Here is a 21,988-nt window from a genome sequence, read left to right as displayed (position 1 = left end):
GTATTAAAAATCGAGTGGCATCGTATGTTGATCCTGACTGGCTGCCTCATTATCCACTTGTGTCTCTTGTGCAATATCCGCAAGCTCAGCTGCCAGTGTTTGCTCATCAATCGTACGCAAAGCATCACTGATGACCGCTTTAGAGATATTGCTACGCCCAAGGTTTGAGAACATTGGCTGAATATAATTGAGCACCTCCATCATAGCACCGATACGATGTGGCCCTTCGGTCAGAAGATAATCAATAATACGCTCATCAAACTGCCAACCACGGCGACGTAAGATAGACTGCAGCAAGGCTTGACGGTCAGCAAGATCGTGACCATTCGGTACTTTAAAGGTAGGCGCTTGTGCCAGACGAGTGAGCAAATCCCTCAATTGAAATGGTAACTCGCCCGCAGGCTTATTGGCAGCAAATAATAACTGGCGCTGCCCTTCACGGCTACGATTAATGAGATGGAATAAGGCTTCTTGCCATTGACTACTTTGCTCAAGCACTTCTAAGTCATCGATGGCGATAAGCGAGAAGTTCTCAAGAGAAGACAGCACATTGACATCGGTATGGATCAATTCATTGAGTGACAAACAAATCGCTGACTTGTCCATCTCAATGAATGACTCACAGATAGCGGATAGTAGATGGGACTTACCAGTTGCAGGGCTGCCAAACAGGTACAGCTGACCAATCAGGCCGACATGTAGCTGCCGCACTGCATCAATAATCGACATCCAACCGGGACCGGCAAAGTCACTGAGACTCGCATCATGCTTAATGTCCAGATTGAGACTTAGCTGTGCTTCTGCCATGAATCATCAACTCGGTTTGCGTAGCGCAATAGATAGAAAAGGAAAAGGCGTGGTAACTTTTAAAACAGGCTCAGTTTAAGTAGGCTTAATAAAATAAACGAGCTTGAGGTTTTGATTACACTCAGTCAAACATGATATTTATCAAAATTAACGACGTGTATCAAAACGCTCACAGTAACAGCTGTTAGCGTTACTACTGCGCCTATATATAACATATTTGCAAAATGACTGACAAGTCTTTTACTTACTAAGCTTTGTCAGTCATTAATTATTAAGCCTAAATGACACCCTTATTATCTAGCTATTTTATCAATTTTCAATGACGTTACACCTATTATTTTTTAAATAACACCAACTGTTTACGACCTTTATAAAAGTCCGTGGAGAGATAATAAGCATATAAGTGGCGGAACAATACGTTGAGGACGGCGGACACTGGTAGCGCGATAAGCATACCGACAAAACCCAATAGACTTGCGCCTGCTAGTACCGAAAATATAACCCATAAAGGTGACAATCCGATCTTATCGCCCAACAATAAAGGCTGTAGGATGTAGCCTTCTGCCGCTTGACCGATTAAAAATGCGCCAACGATTAAGGATAAATACGTCCAATCTAAGCCAAACTGGAACAAACACGCAATAATAGCAGCGATGAAGCCAATACCGAAGCCCAGATAAGGCACGAAGCTAGCAATACCCGCAACCATGCCGATAATAAGACCCAGCTCAAGGCCAATGAGCTGAAGTTGTACGGCATAAATGGCACCCAACAACACCATCACCAACAGCTGACCTTTGATAAACGCCATCAATGCCTGATCACACTCTTGGGCAATACCAATAACTTTTTCGCAGTACGGCCCTGGAATCGCTGTCTTCCACATCTGTATGCGTTTGTCCCAATTGAACAAAAAGTAAAAAGTCAAAATCGGTACTAAGACAATCAATCCTGCATTATTGATAAAGCTCATGCTTGAAGCAAGCACCTGACTCATCATCGAGCTGGCATCAGAGAACTTATAATGTGTTTGCAGATATTCAACCAAGGTTTCAGAGAATCCTTTGGTTTCTAGTATGGGCAAGCGGATATTGGCATTCGCAACAAACCATCCGCGAACTACCTGATTATACCAATTCAAAACCTTGGGCAGATATTCCCAAGCCGCTTGTAGCTGATGCAGCAATGTCGGTATCAGCCACCAGAGCAGCAATACCATCCCCAAGGTAATGGTAGCATAAACAATAATAATAGCTATCCAGCGCTTGATATACTTTGAGAGACGTTTGACCAATGGATTGAACAAATAAGCGAGTACAAAAGCAAAGATGAACGGCAAAATGACCGGCATCATTAAATAAAGCAAAACAACAGCAATGATGAGCACGGCGACGATAAATAAGCGCCGGAAAAAAGGGTCTATCGATTGTTTGGTCATTAAGGGCCATCCTAAAAGTAAGCTAATCGCGATAACTTATCGTTGAGATTGCAGTTTTATTGCTACAAACTCACTGTATCGTTATCGGTACGTCTACAAATTCTAAGTGCTTTGATTCTAAGTGTTTTATTATCGCAGAGTCGACAAAAAAAGCAGTCATTTTTTGTTTCTTAACTTTTTATTTATCGCTTATTTCTAATCTTGGCCGAATATTGGCAAGTTGCTTTGCGAGTGAGGTCTATTATTAGGTATAATGCGCCCACTAACTTCAAACTTTGTAACATTGACTGCTATTATTAATGTCAATAAATAATTTATCGGTTAATTCCAATTATATAGCCCCCAACTGTGAGATGACTATGAGTGACAAGCCTTCGTTAAGCTACAAAGATGCCGGCGTTGATATCGATGCAGGCGATGCATTGGTGCAACGAATCAAGTCCGTAGCAAAAGCCACGACGCGTCCTGAAGTCGTGGGTGGACTGGGTGGTTTTGGCGCGTTATGCCGTATTCCGACAGGTTACACCTCGCCGCTATTGGTTTCTGGTACAGATGGTGTCGGTACTAAGCTCAAACTCGCGCTACAGCTCAATCGTCATGAGACGATCGGCATCGACTTGGTAGCGATGTGTGTCAACGACCTATTGGTATGCGGTGCTGAGCCTTTGTTCTTTTTAGATTACTATGCAACGGGTAAGCTCGATGTGGATGTGGCTGCTACTGTTGTCAGCGGGATTGGTGATGGTTGTAAGTTGGCCAATTGCGCGCTTATAGGTGGCGAAACTGCTGAGATGCCAGGCATGTATCAAAACGATGATTACGACTTGGCAGGGTTTTGTGTCGGCGTGGTTGAAGAAGCGGAAGTCATCACTGGCGAAAATGTCGCAGAGGGCGATGTTTTAATCGCCCTTGCCTCAAGTGGCGCGCATTCTAACGGCTACTCATTAGTGCGTAAAGTCATCGAAGTCAGCGGGATTGATGTCACTAGCAGTGATGAGCAATTAGATGGTCAATCTATCCAAGACGCGCTAATGGCACCGACGCGTATCTACGTAAAAGCCATTAAAGCCTTGCAAGATACTCTTGGTAGCTCAGCTTTACATGCCATGTCACATATCACCGGTGGCGGCTTAACGGACAACTTACCACGCGTACTGCCTGAAACTCTAGCCGCTAGCATCGATACCAATAGCTGGCAGTTCTCAGAGCTGTTCACTTGGTTGCAAACCCAGGGTAATATCGAGCAAAGTGAGATGTACCGTACCTTTAACTGCGGCGTCGGCTTTGTCATTGTCGTACCAAAAGATAAAGCAGATGCTGCTATTCAAACCTTGAACGATGCTGGCGAAAAAGCGTGGCAACTAGGCGAAATGATCAAGCGCAGCACTGATGATCAGGCGGATGCCGTGGTGTACCGTTAATGTCAGACAGTCCTATCAAAACTAGCAACAATAAACCATTACGCATTGCCGTTTTAGTATCAGGTAGTGGTAGCAATCTACAAGTATTAATAGATGCAATGCAAGCAGGTGCACTACCAATTGAGATCGTCGGCGTCATTAGTAATCGTGAAGACGCCTACGCTATCAAGCGTGCCGAGCAAGCTAACATACCTGTCGCCGTGCTATCACATACTGATAGTGGCAAACGCATGGCCATCAAAACTTTTGAGACTCATGCCAGCGCCCAACTAACGACATGGCAACCTGACCTAATCGTGTTGGCTGGCTTTATGCGGGTACTTAGCGCAGGTTTCATCGACAATATGCCTCCACCGATGATTAATCTGCACCCTTCCCTGCTACCTGTTTATAAAGGCCTTGATACCCATCAACGTGCCATACAAGTAGGCGAACGTCATCATGGTTGCAGCATCCATGTCGTCACCGCTGAGCTCGATGCGGGCGCTGTGCTAACCCAAGCACTGTTAGAAGTGCATCGAAAAGATACTGCCGATAGCCTACAAGCGCGCGTCCAAAAGCTTGAACATCAACTGCTACCTTGGACAATTTTATTATTAGCTAAAGGTGTCATCAACCTGAACAGTCAGGACAAAGGAACTTTTTCTATATTGCCCACATTACCTTTAAAGCTGTATTTAGACAGTTAAAGCAGTAACAAGTAGTAAAGAAAATTAGTAATCATTTAAAACTATCAATCATAAAAAAGCCCAGTCACTCAATTAATGAATGACTGGGCTTTTCAGTATCTAATATTTAAAGCGTTTTAGCTTCAAAATCTGTACGTGCTCTTAGCTGTTATGCACGTGGACACCTTTGATGTTTACAAACTCTTTAATACCAAAACCACCATGCTCGCGACCATGACCTGAGTTTTTCACGCCACCAAAAGGTAGTGCTGGATTTGCGAGGCCATAACCATTGATATAAACCATACCGGTATCAAACTCTTCATTAGCTAAGCGAATCGCTTTGTCTTCATCTTTAGAGAAGATAGCGCCACCTAAACCATAGCGGCTGTCATTAGCGATACGTAAGGCATCATCTTGATCTTTGGCGCGGATTAGCGATGCTACTGGACCAAATAGCTCATCGTCATAAGCTGGCTGACCTTTTTCGACATTTTCCAAAATAGTCGCTGGGTAGAAGCTGCCCTTACCTTCTGGTAATTTACCACCGACAGATATAGTAGCGCCCTTACTTACACTCTCTTCTACTTGTTCATGCAACTTTTCTTGCAAGTCTTTACGCGCTAGTGGTCCAAGATCTGAGCTGTCATCCATTGGATCGCCGGCTTTTTTACTTGCAAACTCTTCAACGATACGCTCACGGAACTCGTCATACAGGCTATCAACAACGATAAAGCGCTTTGCAGCCACACAAGTTTCGCCATTATTTATCAGACGCGCTAGCGTACAAGTTTGTACTGCAAGCTCAAGATCAGCATCTTCTAAAACGATAAATGCGTCATTTGAACCCAGCTCTAGAACTGCTTTTTTGATTGCTTTGGCTGCTTGCTGACCGACGATACTACCTGCACCATCACTACCAGTGAGCGTCACACCGCGTACTTTATCATTACCAATTAATTTCTCTGACTGATCATGATCAATTAAAATGGTACGGAACAAGTCGTTCGGTAAGTCAGACTCATGGAATATTTTTTCAATTAATAAGCCAGAACCAGTCACGTTTGCTGCGTGCTTGAGCAGAATGCTGTTACCTGCCATCAAATTGGCTATGGTATAGCGGAACACTTGATACGCTGGAAAATTCCAAGGCTGCATACCATAAATGACACCAATGGGCTGATAAGTGACAATACCTTTTTTGAGACCTTCGATGTCACGTTCATCGTCAGCAAGCGCGGCCACACCTTTTTCTGCAGTGTAATCACAAATGGCTTTACACAGATCAACTTCTTGTAGACTCTGACTATAAAGTTTACCACGCTCCTCAGTCATAAGACGAGACAGCTCTTCTTTATACTTTATCAGGGTTTCGCCAATAGAGTTAATAACCTTCGCGCGCTCTTCATGACTGGTTTTACGCCATTCTAGAAACGCTTGATGTGAGGCTTCAACGATGTTGTTGACCTCATCATTACTCATATAGTCGTAATCTTTAATATCTTCGCCTGTTGCTGGGTTTACAGTAGTAATATCTGCCATGATTGTTGCCCTTATTTATTTGTTGTTCTTAATTAATGCTAGTTAGCTAATGCTAATTTAGAGTTGCACTTAATCAAAACTTTAAGAAGCTTCGATCGTGTCGCCTGTCTTAACAATGGATGCTCTAGTTGTCTTTTTTCTTAATGTAGAGCTATCATAACAAATCATTTGCTTTGAAGTTTTACAAGATATAAAGAAGTGTGCGTAAGATGTTAAGAGTGTGACTCATTCGTTGTTAAATACATATTTGGCAGATTATTAGCATATTTATCAAAACTATTTAGGGCGTGTTGAACATTCGACCATGGCACTGACAGAGACTATTTGTGAATGTTCAACACGCCCTAATATATAACTGCTTATAGTCAAAATATCCCAAAAACGTGACGGTATTGCTGATATTGATATAACTTTTCACTGACTATATATTTATGAAATCTTTGATAATAAATCAAGCAAATAAAAAACCAGCACATGATATATGGGCTGGTTTTATCGATTGTTTAAGCGATACTTATGTTATTCACATTTTGTTAGAACAAATGATTGATAATAGGGATATCTTGTGGAGGATTCTCTTCCTCGTCAACGATTTGACGCGCTACATGCATAATGAGCTGGCGCAACCAACGATGGGCTGGGTGATGCTGCAATAAAGGCGACCACGCCATCGTTAGCTCAAATTCAGGAATAAAAAATGGTGGCTCTTCCATTTTTATACTGTCGTTATTGGCCTGCATTTTTGCCACCCGCGTCGGCAATGTCGCAATCAAATCTTTATTGGCGGCGAGCATCGCCGGCATCTGATAGTGACGCGTAAAGACGCTGATTTGGCGTTTTTGACCCAAACGTTGCAGTGCTTGATCAATTGAGCCTAGGCCGCCAGATTTTTCTGGATTGACCCCAAATCCCACGCCCATGCCTGTCTTGGACACCCAAACATGCTGGGCTTTTAGATAGTTTTTTAGATTGAAACGGTTGGCATAGGGGCTTTCTGACGACAGCAAGCAACTAAACGTATCGCGCCATACGAGTACTTGATGGAAGCTTTGCGGTATTTCATTAAAGCGGTTGATCGCCAAGTCCACCCGTCCCTGCTCCATATCGCGATAGGAGACATCAGATGGCGTCAAGAAATCCAAAATGACGTTGGGCGCTTCGGAACGTAGCGCTTTTACTAGCTTGGGTACTAAGGTCGCCTCGGCATAATCTGAAGTCATAATGCGAAAGACGCGTGAGGTACTATAAGGGCGAAACTCGGTACGTGGCTCTAACACTTGCGTGAGGTCAGCCAATATCTCGCGAATACGTGGCTGCAACTCAAGGGCGCGCTCAGTTGGGGTCATGCCCTCTGATGAGCGTACTAATAGTGGGTCATTAAACAGCTTACGTAAGCGCCTTAGAATATTACTCATCGCCGGTTGGGTAATGCCAAGCTGTTCAGCTGCACGTGTCACATTTTTTTCTCGCAACAACACATCTAAATGTACCAATAAATTCAAATCAACCCGCTGCAAATTCATATGTATTTCTCTTTGCCTTAGAATAAATACCACTATAAATATTGGTATTTTTAGTGCTGTCATAAATATTTATCGTCTATAACTGCATAATATTACTATTTTTTTGTCTAGGGGTTCCTATAATCAGCTAATTATAACGCAAACTAGCCATCATAAGACATTGTTTTTTATACATTATAACCAAATAAAATACCCAAGATAACTATCATAAATTAGATAAATCTTGGTAAGGCAGTTATAGTGAGTGACACAGACAAGCCGTCACGCAAACAATAAACCGTAGGCTGAGACGCTGATTATAAGCTTACCGACCAACATAATATTTTAATGGTCCGTATCGATAGCAAAACCTAATCAACTGCCTAGCAATCGATTTAAATAAATTTTTTGCCAGTGATATTTTTTAGCTGATTGCCTCAATGATTATTGTAACACCTCTCATCGCCAATTATAAAACCACAGCGCTATAATTGTTTAGGTAGCACACAAAACATACTGAATGAGCGTCACGCTATCACTATGTATTAGACAATTTGTTAACTGCTGAGTTCAGCAAATCTCTTGTGTTTATAGATAGGTTTGTTTAGGGTAAGTAGGGCTGCGTTCAATATACATTTATTTTTAGCTGATATAACCATTCATTCCTTTTCGTTATGTCTATACTTATTAGATGTCGAGAACCTTAATAAAAATCTTATTTTGTATCTCTCAATAACAGACAGTCGTGATCAATTTATCACTTAATTTTTCTCGTTTTTACACCCCACCAAGGAGACTATAGATGTCAACTGTTTATAAATCAGCGATCGATTTAGTACGTGAATTAAAGCAAAAGCACGGTAACTGGCAAAATATCAGCGAAACCGATGCAGCACGTATGATGGCACAAAACCGCTTCAAAACAGGTTTGGATATTGCAAAGTATACTGCAAAAATCATGCGTCAAGATATGGAAGAGTATGACAATGATACTTCTCAGTACACGCAGTCTTTAGGTGCTTGGCATGGTTTTGTTGCCCAGCAAACCATGTATGCTAAGAAAAAATACTTTGGTACCACGTCAAAAACTTACATCTACCTATCAGGTTGGATGGTTGCAGCCCTTCGCTCTGAGTTTGGTCCTCTTCCTGACCAATCTATGCACGAAAAAACCTCTGTACCTAAGCTAATTGCAGAGATCTACACCTTCTTGCGCCAAGCCGATGCTAAAGTACTAAACGATTATTTCCGTGAGCTAAACGCTGCAGAAGAAGCCGGTCAAGACACCTCAGCTATCCTAGAAAAAATCGAAAACTTTGATTCGCATGTTGTGCCAATCATTGCTGACATCGATGCAGGTTTCGGTAACGAAGAAGCGACTTACTTGCTAACCAAGCAAATGATCGAAGCGGGTGCTTGTGCTATTCAGGTTGAAAACCAAGTATCTGATGCTAAGCAATGTGGTCACCAAGCGGGTAAAGTAACTGTACCGCATGAAGACTTCATCTCTAAACTAAATGCGATTCGTTATGCATTCTTAGAGCTTGGTGTTGAAGACGGCATCATCGTTGCTCGTACTGACTCTGAAGGCGCATCACTAACGCAAAAAATCCCAGTATCAAATGAGCCAGGCGATTTAGCTTCTAAATACATCGACTTCATCGAAATGGAAGAAGTGACGCTAGAGAACGCCAACGAAAACGACAGCTTGCTTAAGCACAACGGCAAATTAGTTCGTCCAGTACGTCTAGCCAATGGTCTATATCAGTTCCGTGAAGATACGAACATCGATCGCGTTGTCCTTGACTGTGTTACTGCTCTAGAAAATGGTGCTGACCTATTATGGATCGAAACACCGACTCCAGACGTAGAACACATCAAAATGATGGTTGATCGTATCAAAGAAGAGCAGCCTAAAGCGAAGCTTGTATACAACAACAGCCCATCATTCAACTGGACGCTTAACTTCCGTAAACAAGTAATCGCTCAGTGGGAAGAAGAAGGCAAAGACATCTCTAAGTACAATAAAGATGACTTGATGAGCGCTGATTATGACGGTACTGAGCTTGATGAAGCAGCTGATATCGCTGCTAAAAACTTCCAACGTGATGCATCACGTGAAGCGGGTGTATTCCATCACTTAATCACGCTACCGACTTACCACACCACGGCACTTAGCGTGCATGAGCTTGCTAAAGGCTATTTCGGTGAAGACGGTATGCTTGCTTATGCAGCTGGCGTACAACGTAAAGAAATCCGTGAAGGCATCGCTTGTGTTAAGCACCAAGCAATGGCCGGTTCTGACCTTGGCGATGACCACAAAGAGATCTTCTCTGGTGACAATGCCCTTAAAGCTGGCGGCGGCAAGAACACGATGAACCAGTTCTAATCACCGACACTTTATAAATACTTTTTATAAGTAAAGGTTACAAGAAAAGCCGCCCTACACTATGTAGGGCGGCTTTTTTATGAGTAGATTTAGGACGTGTCATCAATCTGAACAAAGTACCTAAAAGTGAGGACATGCCCTAATCAATTATAAAAATGGCATTACAAACTGATTGCATTGAAAAATATTTAAAAATTAGCGTCCAATAGACAAAATGCTTCAATCATTAGAATGGCGGTCATCAATATGACTATTGCCCTTGGTTTTTATCTCAGACCTACGTTTTGCGTTGAGCTTGGCGTGGTTCATACGCCTAGTACTTCTACGAAATTTGCGATACAGCATTTTTATGAGTCTATAGACCCCATAAAATACTGCTAGCAGTACGACAAGCCACCACAGTCTAATCAAAGTAATAGCGACTTCTCTTAACATCTCCCAACCTTGTTTGAATGCCTGACTCACTTGTGCGCTAAAGCTTGGGCGTTCAGCCTCTATCAGCAGATCTATATTCTGCGTCGTTTCTTTATAACTGATATCTGGTTGCGTAAAAGTTAGGTTGATCGTACTGTATTTCACTCTATCCGTAATATTCATTTGCTCTAACTGCGCATATTCCTGCTGTTGCCGCGCAGTATAGGTGGCGGTGATCGTATCGACATTACTGGTTTGATCTTTGTCATTTTTGCTATTAAGCCGCTCTTGACTGAGATCCTTTGCCATATCACTATTGAGCTTACTTGCCAGTTGCTCGCGATATATATCCAAAGTGACATCTTGAGCCGAGAATTCCTGTTCATTCAAAAAAGCCACTTGCTGCTGCACTTGTTTTAGGAACTTGTTCACGTTTTGTCTAGGGATACGTACGGTCATCTCAGCTTGTCGATAATAAGTCGTCAAAACAACATTTTTATCCCCTTGCACAAAACCACGACTATCACGCTCCCGATTGCTAATATGACTTGATGCCACATAACCGCTTTGCTGATAGGTCAGATTCTCAATAGCGCTACTGCTCTCAACCACATCCTCTACTTTGAAGTCAGCTGCCGCCGTAATCAGTAACGTCTTACCTGCTATTTTGATATCAGCCGCTTGGCTATTAAGGGTCTGCTCACTATCATTGGATAGGTTTTCTACTTGTAACTTAAGCGAGTCTTTATTATTAGTATCTGATATATCAGCACCCTGATCTGTTATCTCTTCAACCGCTTGTTCCGTCGTCACATATTCAGTCTCAGCGCTACTCTGTTCTGATTCATACTCCTCATTTTGTGGACTGCAGCCACTAGCGACAATAGTAGTCAAGGCTATAACGCTACATACTTTAAGCCAGTTAGCAGTTTTGTAGATAGAATCACTGTAATCCGATGCTGACGTGTTTGGTTTAAAGGTTTGCCTGACAGAAAAAGCCCTTGTCTTCTTTAATCTCGTTTTCATCGCTGCAACTCCATTTTTATCTTACTTTTGTTTAATTCCTTGCCCTGATTATAATGATTATTTGCCAAAAGTATATTGTTAGCGATAAAACGCACGCAAACAGTCAAAATTTCACTTGTGATTATGAGATAGCTTTCATACGATGTTATTAAGTTGATTATAATTATCAAACAACTAGGAATATACGATGCAAGAAATAGAGCTGAAATTTTTGGTACCGGAGGCACGGTTAAAAAGTCTAATGCGTCAAGCTCAAGTCAAATCGTCACAAGTACTGCAACTGGCCGCACATTATTTTGATACCCCTGATCAGCAACTGGCGCAAGCGGGTATTGGTCTGCGTATTCGTAAAGAAGGCAATGCTTGGGTACAGACCATCAAAGCAGGTGGTGATGGTATTGCGGCGCGCTTAGAGCACAATGCCGTATTGAATAATGAGCAGGTACAAGCAATGCTCGACAAGCATGAGCTCATGCCAGATTTAACGATTTATCAGGGCACGCCAATTGCACCAGCATTGGCGGTATTTAACCTCAAAAAACTGGCTCAGCAGCTCAATCGTCAGTATGTCACTGATGTACGGCGTACCACGCGCTTGCTGGTAGAAGAGGATAGCGAGCAAGGCGACAATATGATCGAGATGGCGTACGATTATGGCGAAATCATTCATGGTAATGATGATAATCATCGAGAGGCCATTCAAGAGATCGAATTTGAGCTAATCTCAGGAGATTTAGATTTTTTATTTATCACCGCAAAAAGCTGGTGTCAGCGTTATAAACTCTGCTTGTCTACCGTGACGAAAGCGGAGCGCGGTGGTCTACTTATCCAAGGACAGCCCCATAGCCCAGCAGTTAGCGCTAATCTTAGTCAGCTAACGGTTAAAAAAGACGGCAGCATGCCCGCCTTTGTCCGTGCGGCAGTCCATAACTGTCTGCTACAAATACTGCCAAACAGCAGTGCTATCGTCGCTGACAGCACAGATGATGCGCATGTTCTCCAATTGCGTATCGGTATTCATCGCCTGCTTACTACGCTGAAAGCCTTTGCAAGCTTCTCTGATGAGATCAACCCGGATTGGCCGCTGATACTGAAACAAACCGCCAACTTATTGGCTGATTATCAAGAGGTTGCTTATCTTGCCAGCCATATCGAGCCGAAATTACAAGAGCATGGCGCGCCTGTGGTTGATTGGTCTACAGATATGAATACGGTCAAGATTAACCCTATCGATGCAGTACGAGCCAATGACTTTCAGCTGACTTTGCTCGAGCTAATAGCTTTTACCATGAGTGACCCAAACCTTGAGCCCAAAGCTGATAAGCTTGCCCGTGATAAAATAGTAAAAGTACTTAGCAAACAGCATAAAAAAATGCTCAAAGCTATACAAAATCTTGATGATATCAATAATGCTGAACCAGATAGCTCTGACTTAGAAGGCTCTGATTTAGAAAGCCATGATTTAAAAAGCTATGATTCATATAGCAACGATAAACAGCAAGCCCAGCATAAATTACGCCATCAGCTAAAAAACTCACGTTATATCAGTGAATTTGCCACGCCGTTATTGCGTAAAAAAGGGGCTAAAAAGAAAAATAAACGCGGGTTAAAACGTCTGATCAAAGCGCAAAAAGCACTGGGGCGATATCTAGATCATAATCAATACCAACAGCGTTATCAGCAAAAATCCACAGTGGATACCAATGCTTTGTATGGCGCCGGTTGGTTTGCTGCTAGGCTAAGTGATGACTATAATCGCCATCATAAACGCTTGGCTAACGTTAAAGATAACGATATATTTTGGTAGTCACCATTAGGTAGACATATTTATATCGACATGAACGCTTAGAAAAGACAGCTCAATGCATTATGGCTATCTTTTTAAGTTTCATTGTTTATTAATACAATACCATTGAAGGGTTTATAAGATGTCTTTCTCACTCGCTACAATCGTGACGGGTGTACCCTCTTCGACTTGTTCAAACAACTCGATAATATCTTGGTTGCGCATACGCACGCAGCCATGTGAGTAAGGCGCGCCCATCGGTTCGCTGTCTGGTGTGCCATGAATATAAATATAACGCTGATAAGTATCGCAGCCACCTTGGCTATTGCGACCTTTATTAACCCCTTCCTCAACACCGCTTAACCATAAAATACGGCTCAATATCCAATCACGCTCAGGATGTAGAGCCCCAAAGTCGGCACTATATACTTCTCCTGTAGGCACACGACCGACAAACACAGCATTACGAGGTGCGCTACTGCCTATTTTTTCTGCGATAACATGCTTGCCAAGCGGGGTACAGCCACTGTCTTGTTGGCTGCCAATGCCATTTTTGGCGGTAGAAACTAAGTATTGAGCGAGCTCTTTATTCTGCTGATATACCGTCAAGGTCTGCTGAGCGATATTAATCAGTAACGTCGTAGCGATATCTGTATTTGGAGCAAGGTCTGCGTTATTGGTCATAGCGGTCTTCCGGCTGTCATTTGGAGTATTATTAGCAAAATGATTGAGATTTTCTATTATTAAGGGATTGTATCAAGGCTTTTGGCACCGTAATATAGGGGCACACTTTTTGATGCTAGCAGATTATGACGACTATTTCACCGACACGTGTGTCGATGTATGATTTTCTATATCAAGATACCCAGCCGATGGTGTCATTATTGGCTGATGCCGCCAAGCTTTCTTTGCCGCAAGCGCGCTTGGCAATTGATTGCAGTTTGCAGGCCATTATTAGTGCCCTTCTCGCTTATCAGCAGCGCTATCAAGGTCAAGTCGTTAGCAAAAAGCTGTTTGGACGCAGTGCTGTCAAAGAGCTTAGGCAATACAACTCGATGAATTTTGCGACCATCAGTGCGACGTTATACCATCGCCACGATGCTGCAGACGCCATATTTAACGATAGTGCTCGCGTGATAAAGGCCAGTGAGTACATTGCAAACCGCATTGATGCTACGACGCCACAAGTGCAGATTTTACTGACATCGCTATGCGTGATTGTGCTGCGCGAGCTGGCTATTTTAGCGGAATACAGTCAGCTTGATAATGATGAAATTAATAAATGGTTTGCATTGCAGCCACAGTTTTTGTCGATAGATCGATTCGCCGCCGACCAGACCCAGATAATGCCTACGACCTTAGCCGACACTGATAATAACAAAAGCAGCACTTTGTCTTCAGACGCTACAGAAATAGTATCGGAAGATGGTGCAGAATGTGAGTTGTTAGATGCAGAGCAACTCTTAAGTACGCCACCACCTTTCGATCCTTATTGGTACAAACTGAATAATTTTAAAGCTGATAATTATGAGCCGGCACAAGATATGCAGCTGGCTACTGGCAATTACTTAAAGGCGATTGGCCGCTCTACTGAAAACATTCAGCAAGGTGGACACAATGATTTATTGATGTTTGCAGAAATGACTGCCGTTACCTTACCGCATCAGCGCTGGCTATTGCAGTTGGCCAAGATTTCAGAAATATATTTACAACGTAATCGGCTACGTATTACCTCGGAACCTGCTACCCCGCCAAAACCGCCGCTGGTTAGCTTAGGGTTGATCGGTGGGAACAATGACAATACACCGGCCACTACCAGTGAAAAACCGATTGAATATGATGCGGCCACACCACTTTGGAAAAACCCAGTGATTCTTATCATTATTGTGGTCATTGGTGTGCTTGGGGCGCTGGCTACTTTAAAATACCAAACGCAAAAATCTAACGGTGCCGTTCCAGCAACCGAAGAGGTCTTAGCGCAAGAACGCAGCGAGGAACGTCAGCAGCAAGATGTGGCCATTGTCATAGTAGATGATGAAGCAGCTGGTGGCACAGAAAAAGCGAAAACTGAATAGATATCAGCAATACCGTCGCGTTTTTAGAGTATTTTGGCGATACAGTTTCACCAATCACTATCATCCATAAAAAAGCAGAGACACTATCAATATAGGTCTCTGCTTTTTTTGTGATTTATCAGCTCAATTAACTATTATCTAACGATAAATAGCTAGAAAGCTTATACCATGCACAAAAATTAGAGTAGTAAGGAAAAAGAGTGCAAATACTACGCATTGTAGGTTAAGCGATTTTGACACAGCTAATCGTCTTTTTGGCGTTTGGTATTATTTTGATAAATCACGACCACGGCTGGCTTCAATTGCTAGACGTAAGCCATTCAAACGAATGAAACCTTCTGCGTCTTTTTGATCATAAGCACCAGCATCATCTTCAAAAGTGGCAATTTTTTCATCGAACAATGAATCATCAGACTTACGACCGACGACGCTCACAGCGCCTTTATACAGCTTCACACGTACGGTGCCGTTGACATATTCTTGTGACTTGTCAATTAATGCCTGTAGCATCATACGCTCAGGGCTAAACCAGTAACCATTATAGATAGTCTTGGCATAACGAGGCATTAGCTCATCTTTTAGGTGTGCCGCTTCACGGTCTAGCGTTAGCGACTCAATACCGCGATGCGCTTTTAGCATAATCGTACCCGCTGGCGTCTCGTAGCAGCCGCGTGACTTCATACCGACATAACGATTTTCGACGATATCTAAACGACCGATACCATGCTTACCACCAATCTCGTTGAGCTTAATCATTACTTCATAAGGCTTGAGCGCTTCGCCATCAATCGCAACGATGTCGCCTTTCTCATATTCTAGCTCTAAATACTGTGCTTCGTCAGGGGCTTGTTCTGGGCTAACTGACCAGCGCCACATGTCGTCTTCTGCTTCGGCATACGGATCTTCTAGGATACCGCCCTCATAAGAGATATGCAGCAAGTTGGCATCCATTGAGTACGGAGATTTTTTCTTATTGCCCGCATAATCAATCGCAATATCATGCTCTTTGGCATATTCCATCAAGCTCTCACGACTCGATAAATCCCATTCACGCCAAGGTGCGATTGTCACTACATCTGGTGACAAGGCAACGGCACCTAGCTCAAAACGTACTTGGTCGTTACCTTTACCAGTCGCGCCATGACTGATGGCATCAGCGTTATGTTCTTTAGCGATTTCAACCAAGCGCTTGGCAATGAGTGGACGCGCAATAGAAGTACCTAGCAGATACTCGCCTTCATAAATGGCATTGGCACGGAACATTGGGAATACGTAATCACGAGCGAACTCTTCACGCAAGTCTTCGATATGGATATGTTTGATACCCATGGCTTTAGCTTTGGCACGCGCCGGCTCCACCTCTTCGCCCTGACCGATATCAGCGGTAAAGGTAATCACTTCGGCATCATAGGTTACTTGTAGCCACTTCGCGATGATTGAGGTGTCAAGACCACCTGAATAGGCCAGTACGATTTTATTAATATTTTTTGGATCAAGCTGAGCCATGAATAACTCCTATTATGAGAATTTATTGTCGAATACATTTAATAAGACGTAAAAATGCGAATGATGAGATAAAATCAATAAAAGATATATTGCTTGCTCAGTGTACATCATATTTACTTTTGGCAAAAGTGTAACTGCCACAAGGTACTAGCTTTTGCTGTCAATGCCTCTGTCATCCCTCTGCATTATTTGTCCAAAAATACACACTCATGATGATAAGAACAATAACCCATGAATGCTGCAAAGACATTTTGCCGCTTATCTCGTCACGTATTTAGTCGCACTGACAAATCTGTTATTATAGCCACACAGTATCATTCCCTATTATTCCCAATACGACGATATAGAGCGCGACGACACTATGACTGATTCGATTACAGAATTGACCATCCTTCAGCCAGATGATTGGCATATTCACCTTCGTGATGACAGCGCCTTAGCTACTACTGTACCGCATTCAGCCAGTAGCTTTAACCGTGTTATTTGTATGCCAAATCTAGTGCCGCCTGTCAAAAATGTTGACGATGCGCGTGCCTATCGCGCACGGATTATGCAGCAGCTACAAGCCAGTGACTTATCTGCTGAGCGCCAAGCCGCATTTGACCCGCGTATGACGTTATACTTAACGGACAGAACGACAGCACAAGATATCGAAATGGCAGCACAATCGGGTATCGTCCAAGCAGTCAAGCTCTACCCTGCTGGTGCTACCACCAACTCTGCGGATGGTGTCACTGATATCAACGCCTGCGTAGATGTCTTTGAAGCGTTAGAAAAACACAACCTACCACTGCTATTACATGGTGAAGTGACGCAAGACCATGTGGATATTTTTGATCGCGAAAAACGTTTTTTAGATGAGGTACTGGCACAAATTATCGTTAAATTCCCAACACTAAAGATTGTGGTAGAGCATATTACCACCAGTGATGCCGCTGACTTTGTCTTGGCGCAAGGCAACCATATCGCTGCTACCATTACGCCGCAGCATTTGATGTTTAACCGCAACCATCTATTGGTCGGTGGCATCAAACCGCACTTTTATTGCTTGCCTATCTTAAAGCGTGAAAGCCATCAAAGAGTATTGTTGGATGTTGCTACCAGTGGCAATCCGAAATTTTTCTTAGGCACTGATTCTGCTCCGCATGCCACAGATAAAAAAGAGGCTGCGTGTGGCTGTGCCGGTTGTTATAGTGCCGCTACTGCGCTACCGTTATATGCCACCGCTTTTGATAGTGTGGGCAAAATAGACAAACTTGAAGGCTTTGCCAGTCGTTTCGGTGCCCAGTTCTATGGGCTGCCTGTTAATGACAGCACAATTACCCTCATCAAAACACCTATGCAAGTACCCGCAGACTACCCATACTTTGACGGTAGCTCACTGACACCGCTTATGGCTGGTGAGACGTTGCCTTGGTCTCTTAAAGTGTAACGCTTGCTCAATGCTAACAGACCCTAGTTTATTCTAAAGTATCAGTGATACCCTTGTGGCAAGCGGTGTGGCTGATATTTTAGTTTGTTCTTGATTTCATTTTTTAATTCAATACCACTGCACGACTGATAAAAGCGATTTAACTTAATATGACCACTCAAACCGATGCGACCTTGCCTGCAGACGACCCATCAAATAACGTCGCTAATAGTCATCCAAATAGTGACTTAGCGACTGATAACACTGATAACGTTAATAACATTGATACTAGTAGCGTCGACGCTAACAACACCGACAGTAAAGTGGTGCCAGATAATGACACCCAAACACCGATGAGTCTAAGAGACCGTTTTCGTAAGTTTATGCCTGTCGTGGTCGATGTCGAAACCGCGGGTTTTAACTCGCAGACCGATGCTTTATTAGAGATAGCTTGTATTCCGATTTTGCTGAATGAGCACGGTGTATTTTATCCCGGTGACGCTTTTAATGCCCATATTGAGCCTTTTGAAGGTGCCAATTTAGAACCAAGTGCCCTCGCCTTTACGGGTATTGACCCCAATAACCCAATGCGGAAAGCCATTGCAGAAGATGAGAAAACGGCACTACGCCGCATTTTTAAGGGTTTAAAAGAAGTGCGCCGCGCTGAAGACTGCCGTCAATGCGTGTTGGTCGGTCATAACGCCCACTTTGACTTGGGGTTTTTAAATGCAGCGGTGCTACGTACTAACAGTAAAAGCCACAACCCTTTCCATAACTTTTCCGTCTTTGATACCGTAACCCTCGCCGCGCTTGCTTTCGGTCAGACAGTATTGGCACGCGCCTGTAAAGCTGCAGGTCTTGACTTCGATGGTAAAGACGCCCATTCAGCCTTATATGATACCCAAAAAACAGCCGAGCTGTTTTGTCATATCCTTAACCACTATCCTATGTTGTCTAATGCTTTACATACCGAACAAAGCAAAGTAGAGTTAACAGATAACGACGCGCAATAAAAGGTTATTTTTACAGTAATAACTGATCGTTTGCTAAAGTTGACGATAGTAATTTTGCAACACCTTGATGACTTTGACATCTTGATTTCACAATCAATAAGGATATGATTGATACCATGATAAGTAAGGTGGCTACTTGGGCCAATGTCATGTAGCGCTGTTAAAAGGAATTAATAGCTCACTTACTTGCCACTATTTTGCTCTCAAACAACACCTTTATATCCTATAGATGGTTTAAGTCGCTCACACTGCCCTGATAGCTGAGGTTATTGATATCGATAATGCCCCTGCTGTTAAGGCTTAATAAGAGGGACTTTATTATGGATCCACAGCTTAAATTATGGGGCACCATCATCGGTTATATGCTGCTCGCCTTAACCATTAGTGGCTGCACATCTTTATGGATTCGCCACCATTTAAAGAGTAATGACCTACATCCAAGTCGTGCACTCAAAAAAAGATACTTAATATTAAAAAGACGAAGAAAAAGGCTTGACAGCAAACGCAGACGCCATTAAAATACGCACCACTTCAGCATAAATGGTGAAAGCAGTTGAAGCGTTGTTACTAGTCCCCATCGTCTAGAGGCCTAGGACACCGCCCTTTCACGGCGGTAACGGGGGTTCGAATCCCCCTGGGGACGCCACTATTTGGCGTCACTGATTAGCAATTTTGCTGTAAAGCATAAGATAAGACTAATAAGCGTACCATCAAAAAGTCCGGTCACATTCTATTGTGACTGGACTTTTTTTATCTCTGTATATTCTCTCAATATCTCAGATGACTACGCTACTAGCGCTGCCAGCTTACAACCCACTCCACTCTCAAATATAGACGGGCATGGATACGGTATCACTGACTAGCCACTTATTAATTGTTTGATTATCTATTTTGAGCGCTGGTCTTCTGATAAAAAAGTGCCTTATCAAATTTTTATCGCAAAAAAGCCAGCAATCTTAGCTGGCTTTTTTTATAAGCTGTCTATCCATAATATCTTAAAAATTATGGCAAGCTAAAAAATCTTGTCTGATAACACAAACCAAAGAAGTGCCAATATAATGAGTGCACCCAATACCGTCTGAATTAAGAAAAAGGCTTGGTGCTGACCAACGACTTTACCTAGCGTTAAACCTAAGGTGCTGTATTGGATCGGCTGACTGTCGATCTCGCCTGTTCTGACCTGCTGTTCATAGTAACCTTGCAAGATATCTAAAAACTCCGTCCATTCGTCAGTGTTCCACTCATAGGGCTTGAATGGCATAAACCTTTTAAGCTTAGGCTCTTTAATCATCCAACGTTCAAGAGTGATAGAGCGCAATGACCAACCAGCGAAACGACGTTCTGCTAGCGCAGAAAAATCTAAAATGTTTAGATCTTTATGTCTATCGTCCATTACTAAGCGATTTTTGAGATTGGTTAATGCTTGTTCGCTACCTTCTACGCACTGTAAAAAATAACCATTGCCGTAGCAAAGAATACCCGTAATATTATCAGTTTTGTTACGCTTGCTGGCGACTTCTGCGATATCGTTCAGTGTACTGGCATTTGATAGACCAGTCGACGTAATGCGGCTCAAATACACAAGTTGGCAGAGGTCTGTCGTGACTGGATTTGTTGAACTATTGACTGTTGACAATCAGCTTCTCCCTATTATCAGGTAAATTTAGCTAAGACAACCATACTAACTTTTGAAAAACACATAGAGACAAGACAATTAGGATGTCAAATTGGCTTGATACATTATTGATTTTATAAGTATTTATATTAATTGTATTAAGTTGGTTACATCATAGTTTAGTTTGGTCATCAAAGCAACCTATGATTATCTTATAACACTACTTATGTATACTAAACAATCATTTAGCATTATATATATTGAGTATGTGACATATAACGATATATTTTTGCTGTCTAGTACGCTACTTTTTAAGAACAAAAATGGATATCAGCGGTGCCTAATGTATTGATATTACTTTTCACTGACCATAGCTAACGGCTTACGCGTTAAAATGAATAGGTACAGTAAAGCAATCACTCAAAAATTTTAAGTGATTGTTTAAATATCTTTAAGAAATGATTAGGACTGAGCGTTGAGAATCGCTGCTAGCAATGTAGCGTCGTCTGGATAAGTGAGTTTTATGTTTTGACGACTGCCAGTCACTAAACGTATAGGGAGATTTAGATGTTCAAACGCGCTTGCTTCATCGGTAATATCTAGCTGATGCTTAGCGACATGTGCGAGTACTTGCTGCAACTCACCTAGGCGAAATACTTGTGGGGTTTGTGCTTGCCACATATTACTGCGGTCGATAGTGCGTTTAGCATAAGAGTGTGAGCTGCTGCTATTTATCGATGTATTAACAAGCTCAGATTGAGCAGTAGAATAGACATATGACTCTTTTAGCGTATCAGCCACTGGCGTCGCTAAGATAGCACCATAAGGCTCTGACATCGCTGCCTCGATAACTTGATTAATATCATTACTGGGAACGGCAGGGCGCGCGGCATCATGAATCAGCACTAAATCTGAATCGTCAGCACCTGAATGACTGATTGCCTCTACCCCTGCCTGTACTGATTGCCAACGTTCAGTGCCGCCAATGGCATAATATATAGGAAGTGCAAAATCAAGCGTCTGCGCTGTGCTGTCATCTGCTGCGATGACCAATAAGCACTTGTCAATATAAGCACTTGACGCAAGCCGTGCCACGCTATGCTGTAGCAAAGTCTGCCCTTGCAAGATTGTATATTGCTTAGCAATAGACGCACCGAAGCGACTACCGCGACCAGCGGCGACAATCATGGCGTGTATATTAGGTGTGGTATTCATAAGGTGGTTTTGATTGATACTCATGGTTGGATTCCATGATGATAGGACGGGGAGGAAGTGAAAAAGAGGTTTAGATTTAAAAAAAAGATTTTAGGGCGTGTTGAACATTCACAAATAGGCACTGCTGATTGCTAAAATGGTTTCATACAAGGCGCAAGTC

16 protein-coding genes and 1 tRNA gene are annotated in these 21,988 nt (G+C 42.7%); 8 read left to right on the top strand and 9 right to left on the bottom strand.

The window, feature by feature from the left end:
* Nucleotides 1–3: 3 nt before the first annotated feature.
* Complete coding sequence (gene hda / locus W293_RS0104785) at nucleotides 4–807, bottom strand: DnaA regulatory inactivator Hda (RefSeq protein WP_025651369.1); 804 nt, start codon at nucleotides 805–807, stop codon at nucleotides 4–6.
* Nucleotides 808–1,141: 334 nt separating this feature from the next.
* Complete coding sequence (locus W293_RS0104780) at nucleotides 1,142–2,245, bottom strand: AI-2E family transporter (protein WP_025651368.1); 1,104 nt, start codon at nucleotides 2,243–2,245, stop codon at nucleotides 1,142–1,144.
* Between the two features lie 359 nt (nucleotides 2,246–2,604).
* Here W293_RS0104780 and purM point away from each other — a divergent pair, with 359 nt between their 5' ends.
* A complete protein-coding gene (purM, locus tag W293_RS0104775) occupies nucleotides 2,605–3,666 on the top strand; it encodes a phosphoribosylformylglycinamidine cyclo-ligase (RefSeq protein ID WP_025651367.1) in 1,062 nt (353 codons plus the stop codon).
* Nucleotides 3,666–4,355 (top strand): phosphoribosylglycinamide formyltransferase, encoded by a 690-nt coding sequence (purN, locus tag W293_RS0104770; protein WP_025651366.1) that lies wholly within the window; start codon nucleotides 3,666–3,668, stop codon nucleotides 4,353–4,355. Before purM ends, purN begins: the two co-directional genes overlap by 1 nt.
* Before the next feature lie 141 nt (nucleotides 4,356–4,496).
* Here purN and W293_RS0104765 read toward each other — a convergent pair whose 3' ends face one another.
* Entirely contained in the window at nucleotides 4,497–5,876 is a 1,380-nt protein-coding gene (locus W293_RS0104765; RefSeq protein WP_025651365.1) for an NAD-dependent succinate-semialdehyde dehydrogenase, read from the bottom strand.
* A 533-nt stretch (nucleotides 5,877–6,409) separates the two neighbouring features.
* Nucleotides 6,410–7,399, bottom strand: a complete 990-nt coding sequence (locus W293_RS0104760) for a LysR family transcriptional regulator (protein WP_025651364.1) — start codon at nucleotides 7,397–7,399, stop codon at nucleotides 6,410–6,412.
* Between the two features lie 781 nt (nucleotides 7,400–8,180).
* On the opposite strand from W293_RS0104760, the gene W293_RS0104755 reads away from it, so the two are divergent.
* Complete coding sequence (locus W293_RS0104755) at nucleotides 8,181–9,767, top strand: isocitrate lyase (protein WP_025651363.1); 1,587 nt, start codon at nucleotides 8,181–8,183, stop codon at nucleotides 9,765–9,767.
* A 219-nt stretch (nucleotides 9,768–9,986) separates the two neighbouring features.
* Here W293_RS0104755 and W293_RS0104750 read toward each other — a convergent pair whose 3' ends face one another.
* The gene (locus W293_RS0104750) at nucleotides 9,987–11,075 is read right to left on the bottom strand and encodes a DUF4349 domain-containing protein (RefSeq protein WP_198015416.1); all 1,089 of its coding nucleotides are present in this window, start codon (nucleotides 11,073–11,075) and stop codon (nucleotides 9,987–9,989) included.
* A gap of 319 nt (nucleotides 11,076–11,394) precedes the next feature.
* Here W293_RS0104750 and W293_RS0104745 point away from each other — a divergent pair, with 319 nt between their 5' ends.
* On the top strand, nucleotides 11,395–13,014 hold the full coding sequence (locus tag W293_RS0104745; protein WP_025651361.1) for a CYTH and CHAD domain-containing protein: 1,620 nt from the start codon (nucleotides 11,395–11,397) through the stop codon (nucleotides 13,012–13,014).
* Between the two features lie 114 nt (nucleotides 13,015–13,128).
* Here the strand turns inward: W293_RS0104745 and W293_RS0104740 are convergent, their stop codons facing one another.
* Nucleotides 13,129–13,677: a L,D-transpeptidase gene (locus W293_RS0104740; protein ID WP_025651360.1), complete on the bottom strand. Its 549-nt coding sequence runs from the start codon at nucleotides 13,675–13,677 to the stop codon at nucleotides 13,129–13,131.
* A gap of 125 nt (nucleotides 13,678–13,802) precedes the next feature.
* On the opposite strand from W293_RS0104740, the gene W293_RS0104735 reads away from it, so the two are divergent.
* A complete protein-coding gene (locus W293_RS0104735) occupies nucleotides 13,803–15,068 on the top strand; it encodes a hypothetical protein (protein WP_025651359.1) in 1,266 nt (421 codons plus the stop codon).
* 267 nt (nucleotides 15,069–15,335) lie between these two features.
* Here the strand turns inward: W293_RS0104735 and W293_RS0104730 are convergent, their stop codons facing one another.
* The gene (locus W293_RS0104730; protein ID WP_025651358.1) at nucleotides 15,336–16,574 is read right to left on the bottom strand and encodes an argininosuccinate synthase; all 1,239 of its coding nucleotides are present in this window, start codon (nucleotides 16,572–16,574) and stop codon (nucleotides 15,336–15,338) included.
* 361 nt (nucleotides 16,575–16,935) lie between these two features.
* Between W293_RS0104730 and pyrC the strand changes: the two genes are divergently transcribed.
* The 3 genes from pyrC (at nucleotide 16,936) to W293_RS0104710 (ending at nucleotide 19,644) form a co-directional block, all read left to right on the top strand.
* On the top strand, nucleotides 16,936–18,006 hold the full coding sequence (gene pyrC, locus W293_RS0104725; RefSeq protein ID WP_025651357.1) for a dihydroorotase: 1,071 nt from the start codon (nucleotides 16,936–16,938) through the stop codon (nucleotides 18,004–18,006).
* 332 nt (nucleotides 18,007–18,338) lie between these two features.
* A complete protein-coding gene (gene rnt, locus W293_RS16090) occupies nucleotides 18,339–18,998 on the top strand; it encodes a ribonuclease T (RefSeq protein ID WP_037025694.1) in 660 nt (219 codons plus the stop codon).
* 570 nt (nucleotides 18,999–19,568) lie between these two features.
* Nucleotides 19,569–19,644: transfer RNA gene (locus tag W293_RS0104710), tRNA-Glu, on the top strand.
* 366 nt (nucleotides 19,645–20,010) lie between these two features.
* On the opposite strand, the gene W293_RS0104700 is transcribed toward W293_RS0104710, so the two are convergent.
* Both W293_RS0104700 and ispD read right to left on the bottom strand, forming a co-directional pair.
* Nucleotides 20,011–20,580 carry a BLUF domain-containing protein gene (locus W293_RS0104700; RefSeq protein ID WP_227502375.1) on the bottom strand — a complete coding sequence of 190 codons (570 nt, stop codon included), beginning with the start codon at nucleotides 20,578–20,580 and terminating at the stop codon, nucleotides 20,011–20,013.
* Nucleotides 20,581–21,075: 495 nt separating this feature from the next.
* Nucleotides 21,076–21,852 (bottom strand): 2-C-methyl-D-erythritol 4-phosphate cytidylyltransferase, encoded by a 777-nt coding sequence (gene ispD, locus W293_RS0104695; RefSeq protein WP_051395118.1) that lies wholly within the window; start codon nucleotides 21,850–21,852, stop codon nucleotides 21,076–21,078.
* Between the last annotated feature and the right edge of the window lie 136 nt (nucleotides 21,853–21,988).

The organism is Psychrobacter sp. TB67 (assembly GCF_000511065.1).
Classification (GTDB): Bacteria; Pseudomonadota; Gammaproteobacteria; order Pseudomonadales; family Moraxellaceae; genus Psychrobacter; species Psychrobacter okhotskensis.
Note: the sequence above shows the minus strand (reverse complement) of the source record. Positions and strands in the feature narration are given on the sequence as shown.